The sequence below is a fragment of the Thalassoglobus sp. JC818 genome (assembly GCF_040717535.1).
Taxonomy (GTDB): Bacteria; Planctomycetota; Planctomycetia; order Planctomycetales; family Planctomycetaceae; genus Thalassoglobus.
On record NZ_JBFEFI010000003.1, the window covers coordinates 32,509 to 58,313 of the forward strand.

Consider the following 25,805-nt stretch of genomic DNA (forward strand, 5'->3'; position numbering starts at 1 on the left):
TCGCGGTCGCTTTGTCTTTCTCAGCCGGGTCAATCCTGACTCAGTTGCAGCCCGGATTCCGTAACGACGAATTCGCGAATGGCATCATCACACGCGCTTCCTCGATGCTTGGCAACATGAAGTGCTCGTTTGATTCGGCCTTCTTCGCGAACTTTCCCCATGAGGATGATGGTGTTCGCATTCGAGAGCACATCGCCGCTTTCAATTTGCCGGGTGAGCAAGTCATCGAGCATGGTTTCGTGCGTTGTGCAGAGCATCATGCATCCGACATCCGAATGGTCGTAAGCATGGTCATTGACTTGCTGTTCATGCTGTCGAAAAGCGACCCGCAGGTAGTCCCGAGCGACCCAGTCCGATTCTTTGCGAAGAATCTGGTGATAGATGTATTCGAACAGGTCGAACTGAAATGAGTCACTCGCGCGATCGGAGGGCTCAATGCCATCGATCACACAGCGACGAACACCCTGGCAAAAGTTTCCGTAGAAGAATGCGATCGTTTCGTTCAACTTCCGATTGAGTTCCGCTTTCCATTCTTTCTTCTGATCGAAGTCCATGTCGGACATCGTGACTCGGCGGCCAGCTCTCTGAAACAGGTGAAGCGCATCCCAACGGGCGACTTCTGGATTCCAAATCTCGGAAACCGAAACGTCGGTCAATTCCGCAGGACGTTCCCTCAACTTCCAGTCGAAAAGCCTCTCGGCGTAATCTGCGTGGCTTTGTGTGTCACCACGTGAGGTCATGTCATAGATGATCCCGGACTCGCCTTCCTGATCCTTGCCAGCATGGGCGTACTGAATTCCCAGTTGAGTCTTACCGATGCCCGTGGCACCGAGAACGACGGTCAGAGTGCCGGGAAGAAGCCCCCCTCCCAGCATCTTGTCGAGATCGGGGATTCCAGTTGTCTGCCTCGTCATGCCGTCTTGTCCAGGTCACATGTTAAGTGGGTTCACGGTCGATGCAGAATCTCGGACCATTGGAAGTCAAAGATTCGCATGACCGTGATTGCGTTCGCGCACGATTAGAGCAAGTTGCTCTTTCCTGTGCACTCGCTTGCACTGTTTCACAAGTGAAAAGGCTGTGCTTGCTCGTGCGAGGGAGTGCATACAAAACCAGAAAATGCTCTAAAAGAACGTCGGACGCCCTGTAACCGACTGACTCGGATTACCACTCATCCGGCTCATCGACGAGCGTGAGTGGAGTTCCGTCGAGGCTCATGACATCCGCTCCAGCTTGCGTCAGCCCCAATGCAAATCGACGGGGGATGCGACACTGGTAAACAACGCTGCTGTCCTCGTACTCGGTATTCATCACCTCTGCATGCTCAGAAAGGTAGGCGAACACCTTTCCGTTCCCTGCGGAAGCGGTCACACGAGCATCGAGAAAACCATCGGCGATTCGCTGGCTGACGGCATTCTGCAACTTTTCGAAGCCGGTCTTTTCGCGAGCACTCACTGTGACTGAGTTTGGAAATCTCGCTCGCAGCACATCGAGTTTGGCTCGATCTTCCACTGCATCGATCTTGTTCAGGACGAGGATTGGATCGTCGCTATCGACCCCGATTTCTTCAAGAACCTGACTGACGGTCTCGATCTGTTTGACAGCTTCCGGGTGGCTGCTGTCAACGACATGGAGAAGCAGGTCGGCGTGACGAGCTTCCGCCAGCGTCGATTTGAACGACGCCACGAGATGGTGAGGCAGATTCCGAATGAACCCGACAGTATCGCTCAACAGGACTGAACCGTAATTCGGGAGTGTCCACTTGCGCGTCCGAGTGTCCAGCGTCGCAAACAGTTTGTCAGCGATGTAGACGTCAGCACCGGTCAGGGCATTCATTAACGTGCTTTTGCCCGCGTTGGTGTATCCCACCAGCGAAACGGTCATGTGTCGATTTCGGCTGGCGACTTGTCGCTCGCGTCGATCGATGACTTCGTTGAGTCGTCGCTTCAGCTCAGAGATTCTGCGGTCGACGAGCCGACGGTCCGTCTCCAATTGCTTTTCCCCAGGTCCTTTTCCACTGCCGATTCCTCCGGTAATACGTTCAAGGTGAGTCCACATGCGTGTCAGTCGAGGTCTCAGATAAAGAAGCTGAGCCAATTCGACCTGAAGCTTCGATTCATGTGAGCGTGCATGCGTTGCGAAAATGTCGAGAATGATTTCGCTGCGGTCAACGACCTGAGTCTTCGTAGCTTCTTCGAGATGTTTTCCCTGAGACGGGGAAAGGTGAGCATCGAAGGCGATCAAGTCAGCACCGGTTGCACCGATCAATTCCTTCAGTTCAAGAACTTTTCCTTTTCCGATGTACGTTGCGGAATCGGGTTTGTTCCGAACCTGCATAAGTGTTCCGACAACCTCTGAGCCTGCCGTTGTGATCAAGCCTTCCATTTCATCGAAAGCTTTGTCACGATCTTGATCCGACAAGGGATCGATGACAGAGACAATCACGCACTTGCGTGATTCGACTTTGAGTTTGTCGCGTTGTGGTTCTCCCAAGAATTCTTCCTTTTGCTAAACCTGGATCCACGAATGTTCAGCTTGAACATGACGCTGCATTCGTTGTTGATGCGTTGACAGACACCAACTGCAAGATCAGGTTCACCTCTGTTCGATGTAACCACTGTAAGTATATCATCTCACGGAGTTTTCGTCCCCAACCAATCGCTGTGTTTTATGTCCCGGATTGCAATTGAGTTACCAACGCTTCAGAACTGGTCATGCCACAACTGTGGCGGATGTTGCAAGCAGCATGCGATTTTTATCACCGACGAAGAACGTGAGCGTATTGATTCGCAGGGCTGGGATTCCTCTCAACTGGGAACTTCTGAGAAGGACCTGGTGCTCGAAGAACGATCACTCACGGGCAAACGCACGTTGAGGCTCGCGCAAGAAGCTGACGGATCGTGTGTCTTTCTGGATGAGAAAGGACTTTGCCGCATTCACGGAAAGTTTGGCGAAGCAGCGAAGCCGCTGGCTTGCAGGATTTATCCCTACGCATTTCATCCGAAGGGAGATGAAGTCGCGGTCAGCTTGCGATTCAGTTGCCCGAGTGTGACAGAAAACCTGGGGACCCCGGTCCGAAAGCAAAAGCGTGAGATTCGCGAGATTGCAGAACTGGTTGTCCCGAACAAGGCCGCGAAGTTTCCCGCTCCGGCTGTGAACAAGCGAACCAAGCTGCAATGGAACGAGACTCTTTCCATCGTGAATGCGATCGATCAAACACTCGCAGCTGAGGAGGCGAACATCGGAGTGAAGTTGCTCCGAGCACTGAGTTGGCTGGAGTTGATCGGACAGACAAACTTCGAAAAGATTCGCGGTGAGCGCGTCGACGAGTTGCTCGAGATTCTAACGACAGCCATCGAAGAGGAATTGCAAGAGCTTCCACAGTTGGAAGCCCCTTCATCTTTGGCGATGAAGCAGTTTCGACTCTTGGCCGGACAATACGCCAGAAAAGACACGTACGCATCGGCAGATCGTTCCTTCAAAGGGCGATGGAAACAGCTTCAGGCAGCCTTTCGGCTCACGAGCGGAAGCGGGCTGACACCGGCGTTCGGAAACGGTCTCGGACATGTCCCGTTCGCGGCACTGGAAAAGAGTTTCGGACTACTGCCTGAAGAATCGGAAGAACTGTTGACGCGATATTTTCGAGTGAAAGTCCAGGGCCTCCATTTTTGTGGACGTGCGTTTTACAACATGAGCGTCGTCGAAGGGTTTCAAAGTCTGGCGGTCGTTCTACCTTCGACACTGTGGATTGCTCGCTGGAGAGCAGCGACGAGCGGTCGCAACAAAATTACGCACGAAGACGTTCGCGAAGCGCTGCAAATCGTCGACCATCAGCATGGGTACTCGGAAGCACTCGGAACATGGGGAGCGCGTAAGCGTGTGTCGACGCTCGCTCAAATGGGCCAGATCTCAAAGCTCATCGTCTGGGTGCTGAAGTAAACGACTTCTGAGTGAACGACGTGCCGACTCAGAACAGCCTCAGTCTTTGCGCCGCTTCTGTGGAGCACGAGTTCGATCAAGAAATGAACGGGCTGAATCGACGAGAAACCGTCCGCGCATTGCTCGTCGGCCGATCAGCATTCGAAATCCCATCTGATCGCGATTCGTGAGCGTCAATTCGATCGGCCAGATTTCGTCGAACATTGAGATCTCCGTCAGAATGACCGGACGAGAAGTCTCGTGGCCGCTTGAGCTTCGCACCGAACGATACTCAATGAGCGGTGCTTCGGCCGAAACGGTGAGCTTGGAGTTCCGTTGCCAGGGGTGAACTTGAAACCGTGCGAAGTCTTTGCCCTTGCGTCGAAACCGTTCGATGTGAATGGCATGCAGACTTGATGTAGTGGCACCGGTGTCAATTTTGGCCTTAATCGCCGGGATTTCGAGATTGGGAAGCGATATCCACTCTCTCCATCCAATGATCTTGAGTTCTCGCTTCTTTCGTTTCATTGACTCGTCCGAATTGCCTTGCGAATGGCAATTGATCGCCGAATCTGAGATCAGATTCGCTACAATCTCCAATTGTGAACAGTTTCAGAGCATGCTGCTCCGGCCAATGCACTTGCCTGGGCTGTTTGACCTGATTTTTGTCCCATCTGCTCGTGCGAAGTCGCGTTGATTTTCTCGAATTGTGTTCTGAAAGTGAAACTCCTGAAAGCTGCGAATGGAGTCAATTCTCGAAACGCTCACTGAGTCCAGAACAGCTTCAGGATGAGTTTTCGTGACCAGTTCATTATGGCAGATTGATCCACCTTTGACACGACCGTTCCGGTTCGTATTCAGGATGAAGTTCGAACGTTGAGACCATGAGTGAAGTAGGGACTTCACGCGGCACGTTGTGCTTGTGTTCAACGACCATGAACTGAATCCACACTTTAGTTGCCTCAACGAAAGAGAGGTAGCCTAACCCGTCGAAGTCGATGCAAGTTGATTTTCTGATTGATGGATACAATCTCCTGCACGCTGCGGGGCTGGCCAGAGTTTCTTATGGACCTGGCGATCTCGAGCGGTGTCGACAGCGATTGCTCCATCGAATTCGTCACGGGCTGGATCGCGCGCAGCGAGCACGAACGATCGTAGTGTTCGACGGTCGAGGGGCCGACTTCCGTGATTCCAGTGAGTATCGCTTCCATGGAATGCTCGTCGTCTTTTCTCCGCCAGGCGAGGAAGCAGATGACATTATCGAAGAACAGATCGCCTCGCATTCCGCGCCGAAGCAGCTCGTTGTGATTTCGAGCGATCATCGGCTTCACAAATCTGCGCGGGTGCGGCGAGCGACTGCGATTGACTCGGAGCAGTTCCTAAAGCAGATCGACAGGCAGTCTGTTCAGGATGCTGCTCCAAAGGTTGTTGAAAAGCCGGAACTTCCTGAGAACCTCGACGTCTGGATGAACGAGTTTCAGGACCTCGATATTGATGAAATCGCGAAAGAGGTCGACCGGGAGGTTCGGAAAGAGCGGGAGGCCCGCGAAGCAAAACAGGCGGATTTGCGGAAAAAGCCGCCGGCGCAGAAGAAGTCGAAGACAGAGCAAGCGAACTCAAAAACGGAATCGAAGCATTCTGGGAGGCAATCTAAACGCCCAACGGAGAGCGATTCCAGGGAGCCTTCGCCCGATTCTGCCGACGAGATCTTTGATGTCGATTTCTGGGAATCTCGAATTGCGGAACTGGATCAGGATGGAATCTGACTTAGAATATTTGGACGAGAGAAGTGTGTCACTTCTGCGACACTTTGACAATTGTTGTGTTATTTTGAATGGCTGAGTTTGCTTGCCCGGGTCTGAGATATTCGTTTCGACAGATCCATAGACGATGGATGAGAGTGCACTGAAGCGGGTCCTGTCATTTGCCTGAAATTAGGTCTGTCCCACGTGTCCGATCTGTTTCAGTCTTGTGGTCCCCGTTGAAATGATGCTGCTGAAATGAATGCTGCAAGTATTGCTTCCCAAGCCAGTTTTAAACGAGGACGGATATGAATTATTCACCAGATTTCGGTTACGAAGATCACTTTGTTGCTGATGCCCGACAGGAAGAGCGGGTTTCGTTCATTCGAAAGACTTATGCCCACGTCGCTGGAGCGGTTGCACTGTTTATCGCTTTGACAGCGATTATGGTGAATACGCCTTCGATCGTGGAACCACTCGCTGGAGTTGCTTTCGGGAACTGGTGGCTGGTCCTGATCGCATTCTTCATCGCCAGTACTGCAGCTCACAGAATGGCAGCCTCTCAGGCGAATCCAGGGCTTCAGTACATGGGGCTGGGATTGTACGCATTCGCGGAAGCCATTCTTTTTGCTCCGATGATCTGGTTGATCCGCACTCATATGCAGGGCGGAGATCAAATCATTATGCAGGCTGCTCTGTTCACCTTGATGATCTTCGGCGGACTGACAGCGTTTGTGATGATCACGAAAGCAGACTTTTCGTTCCTGCGAGGAATTCTCTCGCTGGCATTCTGGGCAGTGTTGGCGTTGATCGTCGTTCACTTCGTGACTGGTTTCACGCTCGGAACCTGGTTCGCGATGGGAATGGTCGTTCTGATGAGTGGATTCATCTTGTGGGAGACGTCGAACGTCTTGCACGTCTATCGAACGGATCAGTACGTGGCCGCATCGCTGGCGATCTTCTCGTCACTGGCAACACTGTTTTGGTACGTGCTCCAGTTGACCGCCTCGATGGAAGACTGACCGCCGCGAGTCGCACCAGAAACTCTCGCTGTTGTTGCATGGGTAGCAAAGCGAGCAAGACTGGGAGTTTTGACAGATCGAAGAAATGCAAAGAGCCCGGTGAAATTCACCGGGCTCTTTTTTTGAAGTTTGAACTGTTCGGTGAGGGCACTTTGTGTTTTTGCTCGCACTCACTCGCACGAGCAAACTCGGCCTTTTATCTGATGAAAAAGTTCAAGCGAGTGCACTGGAAAGAGCAACTTGCTCTATGCAACAGCAGGCAAGTCTGAAGTGAGGGCTCCTTGACCAGCTTGTCGGCCAATCAATGCTGCCTCAATCGTCAGTCCCGGTCCGAAAGCAATGGCCACACACGGGAGGTCCGCAGCAGATTTGCGCAGACGGTCGAGAACGAACAGGACCGTCGGAGACGACATGTTTCCCACGTCGGCCAAAACGTTCCAGCTGTCGGTCAAGTTCTTGTTTGTGATTCCCAAAGACGTCGCAGCAGCTTCGAGAATCTTCGGGCCCCCCGGATGAATCGCCCAGGACTTGATGTCCTGACGAGTCAGTCCAGACTTGGAGAGCCACTGATCGATCCATTTTCCGAGACGCTCTTCGATCAGGTTTGGAACCTTCGTCGACAGGCGGATGTCGAGACCCTGATCGCTGAAGCCAACTCGGAGGTTATCGCGCTCATCGTGCAGCAGGTAACCGCCACTCGAATCAACCGTCCAGTCTGAAGTTTTCTGAGACGTCCCCACGAGCGCAGCTGCTCCGTCTGAGAAGATCGCGTTCGTCACCAGCTTCTTCGGCATCGGATTGAAGTCGTAGTGTGCACTGCAGATCTCAAGAGAGACCATCAGAACGACAGCATCGGTTTCTGAACTGGCATAGGCGTTGGAGACTCGCAAGCCATTCAGTGCCGCCTGACACATCATCAACCCGACGTTCGTCCGATGCACTTGCGGGGAGAGTCCCATCCGTTGAATCAAGGAGGTGTCAAATCCGGGAGCTGAGCCGACGGTGCTTGAAACCGTGACCAGATGCGTCACATCTTCGGGGGCGATGCCGGCTTCTTCCAAAGCCTGACGGGCAGCACGTTCGGCTAGAGGACCCGCTGCTTTCTCCACGACCTTCAGTCTCTTCGCTGTTCCCGGACCACCATTGTTGCGAATGATCTCCGCGACACGACCAGCTTCTTCCGACTTGTCGAGCAAGCTGTCAAGCAGCACTTGGTCGACGACCACGTGTCGGTGCTGAATCGTCGTTTTCGGATAAAGGCGTTCGAGTGTATCGGTCAGATCCGGATCATCGTTCACGAGCCGACGCGCGATTTGCAATGCCTGCTCTTGAGTGATTTTGGTCTCGGGTAACGCAGTTCCCATTCCCAGGATGGACAGTGGCATTTCGTCTCCAGAAGTTTTCTTCAACGGCGTCGGTGTGTGCGAGATATCAAACGGTGCAGCAAATTCGTGTTGCACGCTGTTGATGACACACCGAAGGAGAGCGGCCTGAGGTGAGGGACTTTGAATGTTTTCGATCTTTGACATCGCTGCCGAACCGAACCGATCGGCAGTGTTGACCGCTCCTGCTTCTAATTCGACTGCGCGTCCATGTCGCTTGAATGAATGGAATTCGGGATCGGAATCAGACGCTGAGGCAAGAATACGACTGCGCTAATCGATTCGATCTGCGCGCAGGTTAAGCACAATCCCTACGTTCCGTAGAATCACCTGACGAGTACATTGATCGCTTGGCATCAGGCAGCTTGGATGAATGCGTTCTCGAAGTAAGCAGAATGAGCTTTGCGTCGGTCAATTTTCGTTCGACTCAATGCAGGCCAAAGACTCTTGTCGGTTTCCGTCGACCATCTCGGCGTAGCGAACAAACAGCTGGCCGCGCGACACTGCAGGAGTTGCGAAGCAGATTTCCCCCAACTGATTCTTGGCGAGTAGCTCAAGTTCGTCGGGAGAAGCGAGAAAGACGTAGGTCAGTCCTTCTTCGTTTGTTGCGTAGATTTTGTCGTCGATCAGGATGGGTGACGAAGAGAACGTTCCTCCCAGTCGACCTTTCCAGATTTCTTCACCGGTCAACGCGTCCCAGCACATGGCGACACCCGCATCAGTCACGGCATAAAGGCGATTATCCTTGATGAGCATCGACGGGACATACACTCGCGTTCCGTTCTGCCAGACAACCTCGCCGGTGCCATCGGTTCGCACAGCGGAAAGGTGATTCTTAGGGTATCCACCGCTGGTGTAGATGAGTCCGTTTGTCGAAACGGTTGTGGTGACGCACTCGGTCGTCGCACCTTCAATTTCCCAGTTCACCTCTCCGGTTCGCGGATTCAAACTGGTGACAAGATCACAGCCCGTCATCAGGAGCTGATCACTTCCAGACGTTTCATAGACGACAGGAGATGAATAATTGGGTTTCTTGGGACGTTGGTGTTTCCACACGATCTCTCCGGAGCTTCGATCCAGCCCAGCGATGGCACCACCCGATTTGTTGTCGGCCGAGACGATGACCAGATCCTCAAACAGAAACGGTGAGGAGCCATATCCCTGATGGACGATGTATGGAGTGATTCGCGTCTGCCAGAGGAGTTCTCCATCGAGTGACACAGCACTCGTGTAAGCGGCTCCGTCGTGCAGAAAGTTGATGTAGATTCGTTCGCCGTCAGATGCTGGTGTGGCTGAAGCTTGCGTCCCCTTCTCATTGCGGGCAGGTGTTGCTTTCCCGGTATGAATCGGGGTGATCCAGTTCTGCTCACCAGAGGTTCGGTCGATGCTGACGAGGAATCGGATTTCAGCCTCGTCGTCGGAGGTGGCCAGAACAACTTGATCACCGATGATGATCGGCGAGCCGTGTCCTTTCCCGGGAATACGAGACGACCACTTAATGTTCTCTGTATTGCTCCAGGTGACAGGTGCTGTTTGGTCGGCATCAGCCTGCCCGGTGTGAAGAGGGCCTCGCCAGTTGGGCCAGTCATCTGAGGAAGGAGACTCTGCGAAGATCTGTGAGGAACTCGACAACAACAAGGCGAGCACTGCAGGAGCCAGGAATCGGATCGGCATATGAAACTCTTTGGACAGTGAATTGTTGTGAGGGTGTGTGTGATTTCGAGCGTCACTCATTCTGGCGCTCCGATCAATGGAGTTCAATGCAACGCTCGTCGCTGCGCTGGACGTATGCGGTTCGAGTTGACATGATTCCAAGTCCTTCGATGATCGCGATATGCGCTTCGAGCATGCTTGAAGTGTGATCGATCCTCGCTGAGAGTTGAGACAAATTCCAGATTGAAGTGATACGTCAATGGCTGATCGTCCCAATATTATCTTCATTATCACCGACCAACAGCGGTTCGATACGATCGCTGAGTTGGGATTTCCTCACATGGAAACTCCGCACCTCGATCGGTTGGTTCGTGAGGGAACGACGCTGACAAACTGTCACGTTACAGCAGCCAGTTGCGCACCGAGCCGGGCATCTCTCTTCACTGGGTACTACCCGCACACAACAGGCGTTCTGAAGAATGCGGACTTGTGGCAACACTCGTGGATTGAGTCGCTCAACGAGTCCGGTTATCGATGCGTGAACATCGGGAAGATGCACACCTATCCGTATCACACTCCGCTCGGTTTTCACGAACGGTATGTCGTTGAGAACAAGGATCGCTATCTCGAAGAACGTTACTACTTCGATGAGTGGGACAAAGCCCTCCGCGCTCGCGGACTCGTAAAACAGCAACGTGAGCAGTACCGAACACGCGATGATTACCAGGAAGCCCTCGGCGCGTTTCTGTGGGAACTTCCGGAAGATCTCCATTCCGATATGTTCGTTGGTGAAATGGCGAAATGGTGGATCGATTCGTATCCACAAACCGAACCGCTCTTCCTTCAGATCGGGTTTCCCGGACCGCACCCGCCTTACGATCCGACACCCGAATACGCGGAGAAGTATCTCGACAAAGAACTTCCCCTCTTGGAAGTCACTCAGGAAGAACTCGACAATCAGCCGGCGGCATTCAAAGAGCTTCGTCAGCACAACAACGAAGTCGATCACGATTCCGTGGTGCTCGACCTGAACCCGACCGAGGAACAAAGGCATCGGCAGCGGGCCTACTATCTGGCCAACGTGACGATGATTGATCAGAAAGTCGGCGAGATTCTTGAGTCGCTCGAACGGAAGGGATACCTCGAGAATTCGGTCGTGATCTTTACTTCAGATCACGGTGATTGCCTGACGGATCACGGCCATTCGCAAAAGTGGACGATGTACGACATCATCACGCGCATGCCGACGATTGTCTGGTCACCCGGTCGATTCGAAGCAGGTCGTCGCTACGACGGGCTGTGCAGCCAGTTCGACCTCGGGCCAATGATTCTCGAGCTTGCTGGAATCACACCTCCGGCAGACATGGAAGCACAATCTCTTCTCCCAGTTCTGGAAGGGAAAGATGCCCCCGAGCGGGAATACGTGTTCGCTGAACAGGCGAAAGACGGAATTCTGACTGGCACCGAATTCATGACGATGGTGCGAAGCCGCGATTGGAAGCTGGTCCATTTTCTCGGTGAAGATGACGGACAGCTCTTTGATCTGAAAGCCGATCCGGACGAAGTCGTCAACCTCTGGAATTCGGACGATCCTGAACACGTTGCGAGGAAACGAGAATTGCTCGATGCCCTCCGTGAATGGCGGATGGAGAGTCAGTTGAAGACGAAAGATCTCTTCGCTCAACACCGCTAAACAGATTCACGAACTGAGTTCGTGTTATTGAATTCCGAGTAGTGAGTTGAGTTGCATCGAGCCGCGACCGTAGCTTCCGAATTTCGGTTCGAGTGAGACTGCCACGCCAACGTTGTCTCGACTGCGATCATATCCCAGTCCGAAGTGGAACAGGAAGTTCTCGCTGATGCGGGTGACCGTAAATGTCTGCCCGCGATCGATGCCTTCGGCGATGTCGTAAGAAGCTCCAAGAGTCGCCACATACAAGTTGGGGCTCATCACGTACGAAGCACTTCCGGTCAGCAGCTGACTCTCGATTGGACCAGCGGTCAGATTTCGATAACCAACATAGAAGCTTCCACGTTCGGAACGTTGACTCAAAACTCCGACGTTGAAGACCTGTTGTCCCATGTCGAAAAAGTCGAATGCTCCGCTCGCCAGCAGCGATGTTCTCGCACTGACGTTCCACGCATACCGACCAGTCAGCAACCCGAAAGTCTCTCCAAAGTTGTCTTCTGCTGCATCGGGGAAGATCGTGACACCGAGGTCGAGTTCCATCCAGTCGACCGTTCGGGGATTCTCGGGAGGTCCAACTTTCGTTTGCCAACGTTGACCCAGAGACAACCGCACAGCGTGTTGATCATCGACCAATTCATGATACGGATCGGTGACCGAACGACCCGCACCGGATCGCACAGCGTAGTAACGAGGGTCATAAACTTCGGGGAGCACGCCACCGAATTCGATCCCCTGGAATCGTTCCCGGAAGCGCTCCTGAGCATCTTCGTCGAACGGATTGTACTGCGGGATATCTTCAAGATCGGCAGTCGACTGAGCGTAGTAGTAGTCGGCGTCGAGTGAGACTTTATGGGCCAGTCCATTCAGACCGAGGATTGAGCTGCGAACGTACGGCATGTACTTCGCGAACTGAATACTTCCTCTTACACCGGCACTTCCGTACCAGCGAGTCAGGTCATCACCTGTCAGATCTTCTCCCCAGTAAGCCACTTCCCCAAGCACATATGGGACGACCTTTGCAGGGCCGGCATTCAAGGGGAGACTCAGCTCATGCCGGGACATCGCGACGACGCCTTCCGAATCCGCGAAGTAGTCGAGCGGTATGAAGGGGTCGGCCATCGGATCAGGCGGACTTTCAGCCTGATTCAGGCGGGCATAACCAATTGATGAATGCGAGCTCCAGTTGACCGGAGTATCAAAGACCGGTTGCCCGAGAATTGTCAGATCGCCTCGAGGGAACCAGTCAGTTTGATTGGAGAAGTTGTTCGAACGAATCGCACCGAGAATGCTGGCCGTCGTGTTGTTGATCTGATGATCGAGGATGAGACGGTTCTCAAGGTCTTTGTCTTGATCCCATTCGTCTTCATAATATTGTTCGATGAAGTTTCGATCGTTATTGAACACAACGCCAGTTTCGGCTGTGAGCGAAGTGAACGGGGACCACTCGCTTCGGCTTCGCCAGAGGAGACGCCCACGATTGTCATTCGGCGGGGGCAGATTTCGTCTTCCAAGCCCCAGATTGTCTTCGCCGTGATCGTTGATGTAGTACAGGTTGCCCTCCCCGTAGTGTCGCATCGGAACACCAAAGGCTGGGAAGATTGTATCGAATTCCGTTTCGAGACCAACGCCCGGTCCACGTTTCGAGAAGTAGTCTGCTTCGAGGTTGAGTTCCGTCCCTTCCGGCAGATTCCAACCGAAGATTCCTTCCAGACTCCAGGCTGTCTCAAGCTCCGCTCCAAAGACTCCCGAGTATCCGCCTTTGATTTCACTCACAGGAATCCGCGGATCTTCTGCAGGACCGGTCAAATACGGAGCAGCAAAGACGGGAACATCTTCAATGAATAGGCGATTGTTTCGACTCTCGATCCACAGCGTGGACGGATCGGGTTGACCGGTTTGAGGATCAATCGCATTTGGAAACAGCGAAGGCCGCTCTTCCATGAAGATGTCGCTGGCTTCGAGGCGATATTTCGGTTTGCCAAATTCACTGGTGGTGAACCAGGCATTTCGAGCATGAAAACGGGTGTCGTTCAGCTGTCTCAACTCGGCAGCCCGCAACCGGATCGTTCCATCAAACTGGGCGATCTCTGTTCGGATTTCTGCGTCAACGAGTAATCCGCGTTTCTGGTTGACATCATAATAGGCTCGCGATGCCTGAATGACGTTCGCCCCTTGCCGGACGGTAATGTTTCCTTCGAGGTAAACTTCAAACGGAGTGGTTTCATCGATGTCGAAACCGCTCAGCTCGCCGGTTCGATTCGCATCCGTCCAGACAACAGCCTTGTCAGCTGTCAGGTCGATTCGTGACAGGAAGGTCTGCCCCTGAATCGTTAGCGGAACATTGTCGACGACGATATTCACCCCGCCGGTCACAGTGATGACGTACTCCGGCTGAATCGAGTCTTCGGAGTATTCTGCTTTGGCGTAGATGCGTTCTCCAAGAAATCGCGGGCCGATGGTTACGCGTCTGCGAAACGGAGATTGCGGAGTTGGAAGCGATGGGACCAGCAGTTCAAAAGGAGCCCCTTCGTTTTGAACAAGCTGAATGTTGCCCTGCTCAAGAGATCTTCTCTCGCGGGCTCTTAAAGCGACGGGATCTTTGATGGCTGACGGCAAGTTGGAATTTGACCGGTGGTGGAATTCGAGTCCGGAAGAAGAATCGAGATAGACCACGAAGTACGGTCGAGTTTCCCGATGCCCTGGTTCAACGAGTGAAGCATTAACGTCAGGAGTTTCTTCCAGATACAGCACGAGCCGTTCAATTCCGTTGGCATCAACTGGAGCTTTCCAGACGACTCCTTGCGGTGCTGACCAGACCTGCTGACCCTGCCGAACTTCGATTTGCCCCCGAAGCAGGCGGGCCGATTCTTTCCCATCTTGAAATTCGAGGGAATAGTCAGACCGAATAGAGACCGGATGTGCTTGAGAATTGACAGGTTTTTGAACATGAACAACCGCTGCTTCGCCAGTCGAGCGGTTTTCGTCATTCGAGAAATTGACGGGTTTCGAGAAGTTAACACTGTGCCCGCTTCCAGTTTGCTGTGCGCGCAGCACTCCCGGAGCAAAGAGCAGAAGGCTCATTGCAACGACGAATCGCAATAGGGAACGGGATGGGGAGGGGGGCACTCGGAATCCGTTCGCGAGTTAATTATCGAAGTGTCAGGTTGAAATCGCGGGGAGGAAGTTGGGCCTGGATGACTCCAAACCAGTCTTCTGAAAAGACGAAATCCTTCCGTCTCTCAGCCGGGTGGAATCCACCCGATTCGGGTTTCCGCCGAGAGTTGCGAGCGCGGAGTATACGGTGGTTCAAAAAAATGAGTCAATAAGTCTCCGGGAACACTCAACTTGTGATGCGAACTTCGGACTTCACCGGTCGAAGATTGCTGGTCCGGCTGAGGGAATGCGTAGAATGTGCTCGAGTTGGAAAAATGGGAGGAATTAGCGGTTTTGGGGCTCGGTGCCACGTGTGTCATTCGTCGTGAGACTGAACGTGTGTTTTGTTCAACCTCGCAGAATTCCTCTGACTCACTCCTCGCAAGTCGTTAGAATGAAAACCGAAATCTTGGAAACGGAATCGCAGGCGGACGACTCGTCGTGGAATTCAATTCTCTCCGGGCATGGGAATTGCGTCTTTCTGATGAACCGTCACTCAAACACTCTCAACCGATGGATTCAAAGGTATGGAATCTTCACACCTGACCATTCGAAGCACTCAGTCTCTCGCTGCTTGTAATTTCTGCAAAATTGGCGTGTACTTTTTGATGATGATCGCGCTCTTCATCACGAGTCCAGTTGCAGCTCAAGAAACTGCCAATCAGCACCCACTGGTGCCAGCTCTGGAAATGGCGAAGCATTCGCTCGAGAAACTGAATAAGATCAAGGACTACCAGTCGACGTTCGTCAAAAGGGAGTTCATCAACAATCAGCTGACCACGGAGCAGACGCTGCTGAAAGTCAGGCATAAACCGTTCAGCGTTTACATGCGATTCATTTCCCCAGCGCCGGGGCGAGAAGTGCTCTATGTGGAAGGAAAAAATCAGAACCAGCTTCTCGCTCACGAAGCGAGCGGTCTGTCATCACTCGTCGGAACAGTCAGCCTGCCTGTCAACAGCCCCACAGTCATGGCGAACACACGCCATCCTATTACCGATGCGGGGATGAAGCGGCTGATGGAACTCGTCATCGAGCAGTGGGAACTCGAATCGAAGTACGGAGAGATCGATGTCAAGTTTTACCCTGACGCGAAGATGGGAGACATCGCTTGTGAAGTGATTGAAGTCACTCACCCAAGACCGCGACGGCAATTCAAGTTCGCGTTGACGCGAGTCTTCTTCGAGAAGAATTCGCGCCTGCCCGTTCGTGTAGAGAACTACGGTTTTCCGGTTCCGCCCAATCAGAAGCCGCAGCTACTTGAGGAATACACCTATCAGAACCTCAAGTTGAACGCTGGATTCACCGACGCCGACTTCGATCGGAACAATCCCAACTACTCATTCTGATTCGCCGAAATCCTTAAGCGGTGCGAAGTTCTGGCTGCTGCCCAGGAAGAGACCACTGAGTCTGATCCTGCATCTCCTCATCTTGCGGAACGACCATTTTCAGAGTTTTGTCGAACTGTTCGTCAATCGTTTTCAGCTGATCACTCAGAGACGAAAACCAGTTTGCCGTGGGCTCGATCACGGCAGCTTCGCTGTCGGAAAGCACGACTGAGAGCGAGCCAGTCAATGTGGTTGCAGTTCCCTTAAGCAGCTTGCCGTAGGACTTGCCGAAGTCTTTGACCGCTTCCAGATCGAGTGATTCCGGTGTTTGAAGCTCCGCGATATTTGCGGAATCATCAACAGGGACGACGACTTCTTCGCGGACAGCGACCTCTAGTTCGGGACGTGTCATCAAGCTGCTGAGAAAGACGAAGAGTGTCGTCGCAGCCACAATCGAGACGCCAGCAGCTTTGGATGTCAAAAACCGAGCGGTCGACGACAATGCTTTCGACTTCGCCGGGCGTTCAAAATGGGTCGAATTGAGTTCGCCGGTCGACGATTCTTCATTTAAAGCAGCGACGATCGCATCCGACATGTCGATGGAGACCGGGAGATCCCTCCATTCTGCGATCGCACGTTCCAGAAGCAGGTGATCTTCCCACAGCTCCTGGCATTCCGCCGTGTTGCAATTCTCCAGATGTTCCTCAATTCCAGCAGGAAGAGAGGCACGCTCTTCGATGGCTTTTTCCAAAGTCCGTCGAAACTGTTCGCAGTTGTGTGATGGAGAAACGCTCATTGGCTAATTTCCGTTGGATGGGCAACTCGGTTCGAATCATTCCGATGTCGAAAACTCGATGCACTCTCCGTTCGATTCAATATTCAGACGTTCTATCTCTGATTGGTTTCTTGTCGTCGGCAGTTGGTGAAATCCATTTCATTCTCAGTTAGAGCAAGTTGCTCTTTTCTGTGCACTCGCTTGCACTGTTTCATAAGTGAAAAGACTGTGCTTGCTCGTGCGAGATCGTACACACAGAATCAGAAAATCCTGTTAGTTGTCCGCTGAAGGGGTTGTTCCGCGTTTTCTCAACGTCTCCGCAAGTTGCTTCCGGCTTCGGTGGAGCCACGTTTTAATTGTTCCGTCCGGAACAGACATCAGTTCGGCAATTTCCTGAATGCTCAATTCGTTCTGGTAAAACAGGACGAAGCACTCCAGGTGCTCCGCTTTCAGTTCCTGCATGGCCAGTTCTAATTCTTCCGCCAGTCCGAGCTGGGGACTTTGTTGATCGCTCACAGATTCCGGAAGATGAGCAGTTGGGGTTGGCGTCCGAGAGCGTTTGCTGAGCGCCGTGCGACACCGATTCGCTGCAATCTTCAGAACCCATGGCCTCAGGGGATAATCCGGATCCCAACTCTTCAAGTAGCGGATCGCACGAATCAGCGACTCTTGGGCAATGTCTTCTGCGTCTTGCCGGTGTCGCAACATGCGCAAGCAGAGGTCAAACACCTGGGTCTGAAACGCATCGACGAACTCCCGTAGGGCAGATTCCTCCCCTGCAAGACACCGTTGAGCGAGTTCCACCTGTTCCTCCGCCACAAGTCTTTCCTTGTCTGCAGATGAATACCTCTCCGGAACTCAGGGAGTTTCAGAAACTCCGAAAACTTCAACTTACGAATCTGCGGGAACAATCTCACCGATCGGCTGTTGTTGAGTCACGCAGTGAATCGCCCCGAGGCCCCAGACGAGATCGGTGCAGTCGATTCCCACAACTTCGCGGTCAGGCAAACATTCCGAGAGAATATCAATCGCGACTTGATCTGCGTCACATCGGTAGACAGGCACGAGGACTTTTTGATTGGTGATCAGAAAATTGGCGTAGCTCGCTGGGAGACGCTGGGAATCGAAAAAACGCGGAGCTGGCATCGGCAGTTCGACGATCTCAAATGGTTCCCCATCCAGATTTTTCATCGACTTGAGAAGTTCGAGATTCTTGTGGAGCGGCTCAAAGTTCGGATCACTTTCGTTCGACTCAACGGCAGTCACGATGCGATTGGCGGAAACAAAGCGGGTGATATCGTCGATGTGACCATCGGTGTCGTCGCCCAGAATTCCATCGCCCAGCCACAGAATCTGACTGACTCCCAGAACTGCCTTGAGAGCGGCCTCAATTTCAGTCGTCGAGAGATGTGCATTTCGATTGGGGTTGAGAAGACAGGATGTCGTGGTGAGGAGAGTTCCCTCGCCATTCACGTCAATTGATCCCCCTTCGAGGACCATGTCTTGATCGAAGCAGAGTTCTTGAAACTCTTCCGCAATCCGTCGCGGAACGCGATTGTCTGAATCGAACGGAGGGTATTTTTCGCCCCACGAATTGTAGATCCAGTTCGAGATCGCTCGTTCACGACGTCCATTCTGATCTCGAACAAGGTAGATCGGCCCGTGATCCCTGACCCAGGAATCGTTCGTTGGGTTGATGTGAAAACGAAGGTTCTCAGTTCGACCTCCAGCTTGCTCGATAAGTGATTTGACGTTCTCTGCCATTTCTTGATTGAGAACATTGATGCGAACAAGTTGACCTTCGGAAACGTGCTTTGCGATTTGTGCAAAGACCCCCGGAACCGGCTCAAATGCTCCGGGCCAGGTCGCTTCGTTGTGCGGCCACGAGAGCCAGATCGACTCCTGTGGCTCCCATTCGGCCGGCATCCGAAATCCAAGATCGCTCGGCGATGGTTTGTCCTGATGATTGTCCATGAAATCTCGATCCATCTACCAGAAAATCCGTTGAACAATAGTGCTTTCACCGGGACCTGTTTGAATTGGAACGAGCAATTCGGAGGTGTTGCCAATCGTCCGGATGAATGGTTTCTCGGATGATTGAAGTTGAATGATCATCGACTGGTCAATCTGGAATCCGTCTCCAACTTGTTGAATCTCACGACCAACCGCAGCCCGGAAATAGAGGTTCGGAGTTGCCTCCTGAACATCAATCGTCAGCGTTCGCTCGAAAGCTGCGTCTTCACTTGAACCGGGGATCGGTTTGGGGAAGTCAGTCACTGAACCAAACGGAGTGTCGTAGAAGAATGCCGGCTGGCCTTTGTCGTTGAGTCGATAGCCACCGAACTGATATCCCGTTTCGTTTCGAATGTTGAGATTCGGCCACGGTGTTTCTGGAGTTGCCAGCACCGCGAACGGAAAACCGGGTTCGAGTGTGAGGATATGATCTCCCAGCGGAGACTGATTTCCCGGTCCTCGACCGACCCAGTGTTTGGAAGCATCAATAAATCGTCCGTGCCAAATTGTTTTCAGGCAGAGCTGATTTGCATCCCAAGCCAGGTGAGCCCGTTCGGGATAACCCACAGCAATTCCGCGAGGAGAAACTCCTTCTAGGAAATTGCGATAGATGATCGGCTCGTCTTTAGGTTCCAGCTCAATCATTTTTGCGACGAGCCCGTCCGGGACGCCTGCTTTGGTTCCGTCGCTCAAGTACTCCCAGATCGCTGTGATTTGCTGGTCGGGGGAGCCATCGAAAACGTCTGTGACAACGGCTTTGCCTTCAGGAAATCCAGTCGGCATTCTCGTTCCTGGTCGATACTTGGCGGGATCAAACAGGTACCGTAGAAACCAGTCTTTGCGAATGCGGTCTGTCATCCGCGTCAGGTCAATGGCCTGGATTCCAGTTGCTTGATGATTGCCGAAGGTGTGACACTTAATGCATGCGAGCCCGCCGTCACCGACCAGTTGGCGACCGGAGGATTTCACGCGATGTTCGGGGATATCGAATTCAACTTCGTTGTTGCTGTTCTGCTGATCGGCATTGATGAAATGTTCTTGCAGATGAGCTGCATTCGCTGCACCGAACCTTGGCATCCGCGTCAGCATGTAAGGTCGTTCGTTCGATCCTTCATCGAGAATTCGTAGCAGCCATTTCGATTGCAGCTTGTCTCCGACACCATTAAGCGACGGCGGCAGTCTCCCCTCGTCACCCATTTCGTGCTGTGTCGTTAAGAAGAGGCTGTTGCGATCAAGTTCCGGTCCCCCTTGTCCGTTTCGTTCGTGGCAGGCATAGCAATTGAATCGCACCATTGTTTCCCGAATTGCTTCCTCCGAATCGGTTGATGGAGTTGCCATCGGTTCGGAGAGAAACGTTCGGATCGCTGATTGTTGAGCAGCTGTGAGATCATATTCCGGGATCGTTTTGTCAGAGCTTCTGTTTTCGAAATTCGTCAGACAGCCCGCAGTGAGATCGAGTTCTGCAAGTGGTTTGGAGTGCAGCTCACTCGGAATGCGTTGACCATCTCGATCAAGCTGATGGCACGCAGCGCAACCAAGAGTTGAAAAGAGTTTCGCACCTTGATTGATCAGTTGATCATCTGGTTCAAAGACCGGCCCAGCGAGATCCGAGTCGATCGGCTCAGGTCGTTCAACAGGGCTTCCATCTTCATTGAGTGTGAGCAGCCCGCTGATGTCCTGCCGCGCGGATTTCGGAGCCCGATAATCTAACGAGAGCGATTCTTCTCCGTGATACTCGAAGTAATCGACGCGGATTTTGTGCACACCCTTCTGGAGGACCACTTTCCCGTTCTGGTCATTGTGGGGGTGGATGCCGTCGTTATCGATCACACGTTCTCCATCAACATACAACGCGCTTCCGTCATCTGATCCGAGCCAGAATGTATGAGTGCCGGGTTCGGTCACGTTGAGATAAGCCTCGAAACGCATGCCGAACTGCTCCGTTCGCCCCGCTTCGGCGATATTTAAACCGTCTGTTGTTCCCTGTGAAACAGGCTTCAATTCGTCGAAGTCCGGAAGTGCTTCCCAGTTTCCGTGATACACCGAGAAGTTCACGTTCGGAGTGCGAGCAGCGTTCTCATTGCCTGCCAGGAAGAAGGCGAGATCGAGTGCTTCGTCTTCACTCAAGTTAAATGAAGGCATTCGGCCGGATGGACGAACCTGATGAGGAGCACGCAGGAAACTTGCGAGCGAATCGACACTATACTTCTTGTCGAGTTCCGGAAGTGGAACAGTCGATGAGTCAGCGACTGTGGTCCCGTCTTGAGGAGCATGGCATGCAACGCATCCGATAGAGTGAAACAGTTTTTCGCCGCGATTCCTAGCTCCGCGATCGTAGCTTCGATGAGCGATGCGGCCACCTTGTGTCAGGAACGTAGTGAGCGCTTGAGCTGCCGCGAGTTTCTCATCGTCTTTGATTCCGGTGAGTAGGTCGGGCATGAGTGTTCCCGGTTTCACTTCGTGCGGGTTCAATAGGAAATCGAAAACCCATTGCGGTTCTGCGCGTGATCCAACGTTCGTCAGGTTGGGGGCTTGCTTGGTCGACTCCTGCGTGAGATTGGGGTTGTTGCTGGCATGGCACTGAACGCACCCCAACTCAGAAACAAGAAGTTGACCACCCGCGACGGAATCGATTCGATTCGCTTCGAAGCGTTCGTAACCTGGAATCCGAGGACGTCGAGCTTCTGCGGCTGCGTCGCGTGTTTGAATCCAGATGTTCCGAAAACGAACCGGGTTGCCATGGTTTTGTAGAAACAGCGGACCCGGAGCTTCGGATGCTTTCACAGGTGCAGCACGCGTCGCGTGAGGAATTTCGACATCGCGCTGAACGACTACTCCATTTAATCGAACGGTGATTTTGGCGTTCGCTTGTTTCTGACCAGCTTCGTCAAATCGCGGGGCTGTGAAATCCACGTCATAGGTTTGCCACGTGAGCGGGGGAAAGCACATGTTGAGATCGGGATCACGGATCTCGTAAATGCCGCCGGTCTCGTTACTCTTTCCGTCGAGACCGAATGAGTCGAGAACCTGAGTCTCGTATCGTCCTTGATAGTAAACGCCACTGTTGCCGCGGGCCTGTCCCCGTGCATGTGGGCGATAAGGAGTCATGAACTCAAGGTGCAGGTGAAAGTCCTGAAACTCATCCTTTGTCGTCGCTCCCTCGATCAGCAATCCGTCTTCCGTCTTGCGAGTCCCGTCCTTCCAGTGTTTGCTGAGCGATTCGTCGGTCCCATCGAAAAGAACGATGGCATCCGGTGGAGGAGTGGCTCCAAGTGTTGGGCTTTCGCGAAGCTTCTTTTCAACGCCGAAGGTGTCCAGAAGTTCCAGAACGATGTCGCCGTCTTCTTCCGGGATAACTTGAGGAGGTTTTCGATCCCATCCAGCGCCGGGGAGTCCTCCGTTGTAGATCACCACTCGGAAGAGACCATCACCCAGGGCGACGACCTGGACTCCCTTGTTGGAAGCGGATTCGTCACGAGGAACGTATTCACCCTGAATGGAGAAGTCCGGATCGGTCTGGGCTTCGTCGAGATCAATCGTGACGAATGATTGATCGACCGCACACGCAATCGATGGAACGATGAAAGCACAGACCAGTGCGAGTACAAAACGTGACAACTGCTCACTCCAATCGGAGAGTTCGACGAATAATGAAAACGGTCCATGACCGAGAGAAGAGAGGCTTAACTCTGTTGTTCGTCAGAGTCTTCTGAGGAAGCCGGAACGAACCAGATGTTTCGATAGCGGACTTCGTCGCCATGGTTTTGAAGAAACAATGGACCCGGTGCGGCGGATTCATCTTTCATGACACCGCCTGGAGTATTGCCCGGCAGTGAAAGATTTCCGTGGATGATGGTTCCGTTGTGACGCACGGTCACTTTCGCGGGAGCGGTTTTCTTCCCAGCATCATCAAAGCGGGCTGCTTGAAAATCGATGTCGTAGGTTTGCCATGTGAGCGGCGGGAAAGTCATGTTCAGTTTCGGAGCGGAGGCTTGGTAGATCCCGCCGCATTCGTTGTCTTTCGGGCCGAGGCCGAATGAATCGAGCATCTGGATTTCATACCGACCTTGAACGTAGCATCCGCTGTTGCCGCGTGCCTGACCTCGAGCTTCGGGCATGTAGGGGAGTCGGAATTCGAGATGAAGTTGGAAGTCCTGCATTTCGTCGATGGTTGTCGCTCCTTGAATGAGCAATCCGTCGACGGTCATCGAGGCTCCATCACGCCAGTGTTGTGTGAATGTTTCTTTCGTTCCGTCGAAGAGAACAATCGCATCTTCGGGCGGGGCCAGTCCGAGCGTGTCGCTTTGACGTTCGACTCGCTCTACACCTTCGAGAACACTCGCGAGAGACTCTCGTGTTCCTTCTCGTGATCGGCGTTCCTTTTGAGTCCAACCGGCTCCGGGCAAACCACCTGGATAAGTCACCGTGCGGAATTGGCCATCACCTAATGCAATGACCTGCACTCCGCGGTCGGAGTTTGCGTACTCCCCCTGGAATAGAAAGTCAGGGTCTTTCTCAGCAGCGACTTCGGGATCAACATAAGCGGGGCCATGATCGGCAGCGAAGCAAGCTGAAAGTCCGCAGGCGATGAATGCAAAAGGTAAAACGTTGAGAAACGGGCGACGCATTGCGTTCCTTGGTCGATATTCTTGAATACTCTTGTGGTCCGATGAATCTACGAGCGTAGATCATAAGGCAGCTTCGCGGTGAATGAAAAGCATTTGGGAACCTCTAAGCCGCATCCGTTTGACGCGACTCGTGAATCTGGCCATGATGCGAACGGCGAAGACTTTGTTCCCAGCACAACTCTTTCACTCGCTTGCCTTTGTTTGCACGAGCGGTCTCAGCCTAGAAACTCTGCTGAACTGTTCTGCGAAGGAGATGCTGAGATCATGCTCTTCTGGAAAGTAAACCCGGATTGCTCGTCGTGAAGAGTCCTGCCTGACTGTGAAGTCTTCGCTTGCGACTGACAATATTCTAAGACCCGAACAGATTGGCGAGAGTGCTCATGCTCAATCGATTTCTCATGCTGCAAGTCTTCGTGGTCCTCGGGCTGGGAATGTCCACTCAGTCGATAAGTGCCGAAGACTCCCCGAACTTCATCATTATTTACGCGGATGATCTCGGGTACGGAGATCTCAGCTGTTACGGAAATCCGACAATCCGCACGCCGCACCTCGATCAAATGGCTGACGAGGGAATTCGGTTCACACAGTTCTATTCAGCATCTTCGGTTTGCACGCCCAGTCGTGCTGCCCTGATGACCGGGCGACTGCCAGTTCGAAGTGGAATGTGCAGCGACAAGAGGCGCGTCCTCTTTCCCGATTCCGGAGGAGGAATCCCGGAAGAAGAAGTCACGCTGGCCGAAGCATTGCGAGAGCAGGGCTACAAGACCGCTTGTTTCGGAAAGTGGCATCTCGGTCATCTTCCACAGTTCCTGCCAGTGAACAATGGCTTCGATACTTACTTTGGAATCCCGTATTCCAACGATATGGACCGAGAGAACTCTGAAGGACCCAAAGGACGAGCAGCTTTCCTTAATCCAAAATCGGAGTACTGGAACGTTCCGATTATCAAAGATCTCGAAGTCGTCGAACGTCCTGCCGATCAGACGACGATCACACGCAGATACACGGAGCATGCCGTTGAATTCATCAAGGATCGCGGAGACCAGCCATTCTTTATCTACCTTCCGCACAGCTTGCCGCACGTGCCGCTCTTTCGGGGTGAAGAGTTTGAAGACGTCAGTGCTCGCGGACTGTACGGTGATGTGATTGAAGAGATCGACTGGTCTGTCGGACAAATTCTCGACACCCTTCGAGCAGAGGGAATCGATAAGAATACGTGTGTCTTCTTCTCAAGCGACAACGGACCGTGGCTGACATACGACGAACACGGCGGGACTGCTGGACTTCTGAAAGAAGGTAAGGGAGCAACCTGGGAAGGGGGCATGCGAGAGCCGGGCATTGCATGGTGGCCGGGAAAAATTCCCGCCGGGCAAGTCACGCTTGAGTTGGCTTCGACGATGGACCTCTACACGACTTTCATTGAATTGAGTGGAGGCACCATTCCGCAGGATCGAGTTGTTGATGGATTGAACATCTCACCCGTTCTCTTTGGAGAAGGCCCAAGTCCTCGCGATACAATGTTCTATTATCGCGGGACTGAACTGATGGCGGTTCGGTCAGGGCCGTGGAAAGCTCATTTCTTCACCCAGACTTCTTATGTAAAAGGATCGAACGTCCGCAACGAACACGATCCGCCACTGCTCTATCACCTCGATCATGATCCGAGTGAGCGTTTCAATCTCAATGAGAAACATCCTGAAGTTCTGAAGTCCATTCTGGACGTGGTTGCCAAGCATCGTGCTGATCTGGTGGTCGCCGAATCACAACTCGAGATCCCATTGCAGGGGAAATGATGCCATCTAAGAATGACATCACCGAGAATAAGAAGATGCTCGCGGATGATCCGACAGGCAAGTCGACGTCTGCACATCCGATTCTGATTCTGATTGCTGGATTCGCCTCAGCGATTCTGCTCTTCTTTTGTTGCGTTTGCGGAGGCGCAGCTTGGTGGTTCCAACCGGAAGTTCACGAAGACCCCGAACGCGCCGGTGAACTGCTCACAGAAATTGTTGCGATCGATATTCCTGATACCTATCTCCCGCAGGGAACGATCGAATGGAATGTCGCTTACCTGATGAGCATTCGCGGATCGTACTTCGAACGATTCGCCGGTGATGGACTTCTCACTCTCGTGGAAGTCGACAGTCGATTCCGAAGCGAAGACGATGTCCGCCGACACATTCGCGATACGCTTCTCCGCAAAGGTGGGGGCGGAACTCCGTTAGTCATCAACGACTCTGAATCGAAGATTGTTGAAGTGGCCATCGGAGAGGAACTTGTTCCCTTCAAGTTCGAAATCGGACGAGATCCTCCGTCCGGCCGCGTCTTTCACATCGTCGAAGGAGTTTTTCAGGGGAAGCAGGGCGAAGTGCTGTTGTCGATGCGGGTCAACGAAGACAACTGGAATGAGCAATCCGTCATCGACATGCTCAACACAATCGGTCGAGATCCTGCGCCGAGCAAACCGGAGACCGAAGATGAAGTCCCGGAAAGCGCGGAAATGTGAG

At 52.9% G+C, this 25,805-nt stretch carries 18 protein-coding genes; 7 read left to right on the forward strand and 11 right to left on the reverse strand.

Going from position 1 to position 25,805, the window contains the following annotated elements; translation table 11 throughout:
- Positions 1 to 29: 29 nt before the first annotated feature.
- On the reverse strand, positions 30 to 914 hold the full coding sequence (locus AB1L42_RS08100) for an ATPase domain-containing protein (protein ID WP_367053203.1): 885 nt from the start codon (positions 912 to 914) through the stop codon (positions 30 to 32).
- Between the two features lie 247 nt (positions 915 to 1,161).
- Complete coding sequence (gene hflX / locus AB1L42_RS08105; protein WP_367053204.1) at positions 1,162 to 2,490, reverse strand: GTPase HflX; 1,329 nt, start codon at positions 2,488 to 2,490, stop codon at positions 1,162 to 1,164.
- 177 nt (positions 2,491 to 2,667) lie between these two features.
- On the opposite strand from hflX, the gene AB1L42_RS08110 reads away from it, so the two are divergent.
- Entirely contained in the window at positions 2,668 to 3,936 is a 1,269-nt protein-coding gene (locus AB1L42_RS08110; protein WP_367053205.1) for a YkgJ family cysteine cluster protein, read from the forward strand.
- A 39-nt stretch (positions 3,937 to 3,975) separates the two neighbouring features.
- Here AB1L42_RS08110 and AB1L42_RS08115 read toward each other — a convergent pair whose 3' ends face one another.
- Entirely contained in the window at positions 3,976 to 4,443 is a 468-nt protein-coding gene (locus AB1L42_RS08115; RefSeq protein ID WP_367053206.1) for an ATP-dependent zinc protease, read from the reverse strand.
- A 470-nt stretch (positions 4,444 to 4,913) separates the two neighbouring features.
- Between AB1L42_RS08115 and AB1L42_RS08120 the strand changes: the two genes are divergently transcribed.
- Positions 4,914 to 5,681, forward strand: a complete 768-nt coding sequence (locus AB1L42_RS08120) for an NYN domain-containing protein (protein WP_367053207.1) — start codon at positions 4,914 to 4,916, stop codon at positions 5,679 to 5,681.
- A gap of 284 nt (positions 5,682 to 5,965) precedes the next feature.
- On the forward strand, positions 5,966 to 6,679 hold the full coding sequence (locus AB1L42_RS08125) for a Bax inhibitor-1 family protein (RefSeq protein WP_367053208.1): 714 nt from the start codon (positions 5,966 to 5,968) through the stop codon (positions 6,677 to 6,679).
- A 245-nt stretch (positions 6,680 to 6,924) separates the two neighbouring features.
- On the opposite strand, the gene AB1L42_RS08130 is transcribed toward AB1L42_RS08125, so the two are convergent.
- Positions 6,925 to 8,064 (reverse strand): type III polyketide synthase, encoded by a 1,140-nt coding sequence (locus AB1L42_RS08130; protein ID WP_367053209.1) that lies wholly within the window; start codon positions 8,062 to 8,064, stop codon positions 6,925 to 6,927.
- Positions 8,065 to 8,472: 408 nt separating this feature from the next.
- On the reverse strand, positions 8,473 to 9,795 hold the full coding sequence (locus AB1L42_RS08135) for a PQQ-binding-like beta-propeller repeat protein (protein WP_367053210.1): 1,323 nt from the start codon (positions 9,793 to 9,795) through the stop codon (positions 8,473 to 8,475).
- 178 nt (positions 9,796 to 9,973) lie between these two features.
- Between AB1L42_RS08135 and AB1L42_RS08140 the strand changes: the two genes are divergently transcribed.
- A complete protein-coding gene (locus tag AB1L42_RS08140) occupies positions 9,974 to 11,407 on the forward strand; it encodes a sulfatase-like hydrolase/transferase (RefSeq protein WP_367053211.1) in 1,434 nt (477 codons plus the stop codon).
- A gap of 24 nt (positions 11,408 to 11,431) precedes the next feature.
- Here the strand turns inward: AB1L42_RS08140 and AB1L42_RS08145 are convergent, their stop codons facing one another.
- On the reverse strand, positions 11,432 to 14,485 hold the full coding sequence (locus tag AB1L42_RS08145) for a hypothetical protein (RefSeq protein ID WP_367053212.1): 3,054 nt from the start codon (positions 14,483 to 14,485) through the stop codon (positions 11,432 to 11,434).
- Between the two features lie 599 nt (positions 14,486 to 15,084).
- Between AB1L42_RS08145 and AB1L42_RS08150 the strand changes: the two genes are divergently transcribed.
- Entirely contained in the window at positions 15,085 to 15,903 is an 819-nt protein-coding gene (locus tag AB1L42_RS08150) for a DUF1571 domain-containing protein (protein ID WP_367053213.1), read from the forward strand.
- Between the two features lie 13 nt (positions 15,904 to 15,916).
- Here AB1L42_RS08150 and AB1L42_RS08155 read toward each other — a convergent pair whose 3' ends face one another.
- The 5 genes from AB1L42_RS08155 to AB1L42_RS08175 all read right to left on the reverse strand — a co-directional run bounded on the left by AB1L42_RS08155 (position 15,917) and on the right by AB1L42_RS08175 (position 23,298).
- A complete protein-coding gene (locus tag AB1L42_RS08155) occupies positions 15,917 to 16,678 on the reverse strand; it encodes a hypothetical protein (RefSeq protein WP_367053214.1) in 762 nt (253 codons plus the stop codon).
- A 252-nt stretch (positions 16,679 to 16,930) separates the two neighbouring features.
- Positions 16,931 to 17,476, reverse strand: coding sequence for an RNA polymerase sigma factor (locus tag AB1L42_RS08160; protein WP_367053215.1), 546 nt, complete (start codon positions 17,474 to 17,476; stop codon positions 16,931 to 16,933).
- A gap of 72 nt (positions 17,477 to 17,548) precedes the next feature.
- A complete protein-coding gene (locus tag AB1L42_RS08165; RefSeq protein WP_367053216.1) occupies positions 17,549 to 18,631 on the reverse strand; it encodes an agmatine deiminase family protein in 1,083 nt (360 codons plus the stop codon).
- A 15-nt stretch (positions 18,632 to 18,646) separates the two neighbouring features.
- Entirely contained in the window at positions 18,647 to 22,288 is a 3,642-nt protein-coding gene (locus AB1L42_RS08170) for a family 16 glycoside hydrolase (protein ID WP_367053217.1), read from the reverse strand.
- Between the two features lie 65 nt (positions 22,289 to 22,353).
- Complete coding sequence (locus AB1L42_RS08175) at positions 22,354 to 23,298, reverse strand: DUF1080 domain-containing protein (protein WP_367053218.1); 945 nt, start codon at positions 23,296 to 23,298, stop codon at positions 22,354 to 22,356.
- Positions 23,299 to 23,678: 380 nt separating this feature from the next.
- Between AB1L42_RS08175 and AB1L42_RS08180 the strand changes: the two genes are divergently transcribed.
- Both AB1L42_RS08180 and AB1L42_RS08185 read left to right on the forward strand, forming a co-directional pair.
- Positions 23,679 to 25,091 carry a sulfatase gene (locus AB1L42_RS08180; protein WP_367053219.1) on the forward strand — a complete coding sequence of 471 codons (1,413 nt, stop codon included), beginning with the start codon at positions 23,679 to 23,681 and terminating at the stop codon, positions 25,089 to 25,091.
- On the forward strand, positions 25,088 to 25,804 hold the full coding sequence (locus tag AB1L42_RS08185; protein WP_367053220.1) for a hypothetical protein: 717 nt from the start codon (positions 25,088 to 25,090) through the stop codon (positions 25,802 to 25,804). The genes AB1L42_RS08180 and AB1L42_RS08185 overlap by 4 nt, the downstream gene beginning before the upstream one ends.
- The last annotated feature ends 1 nt before the right edge of the window (position 25,805 follow it).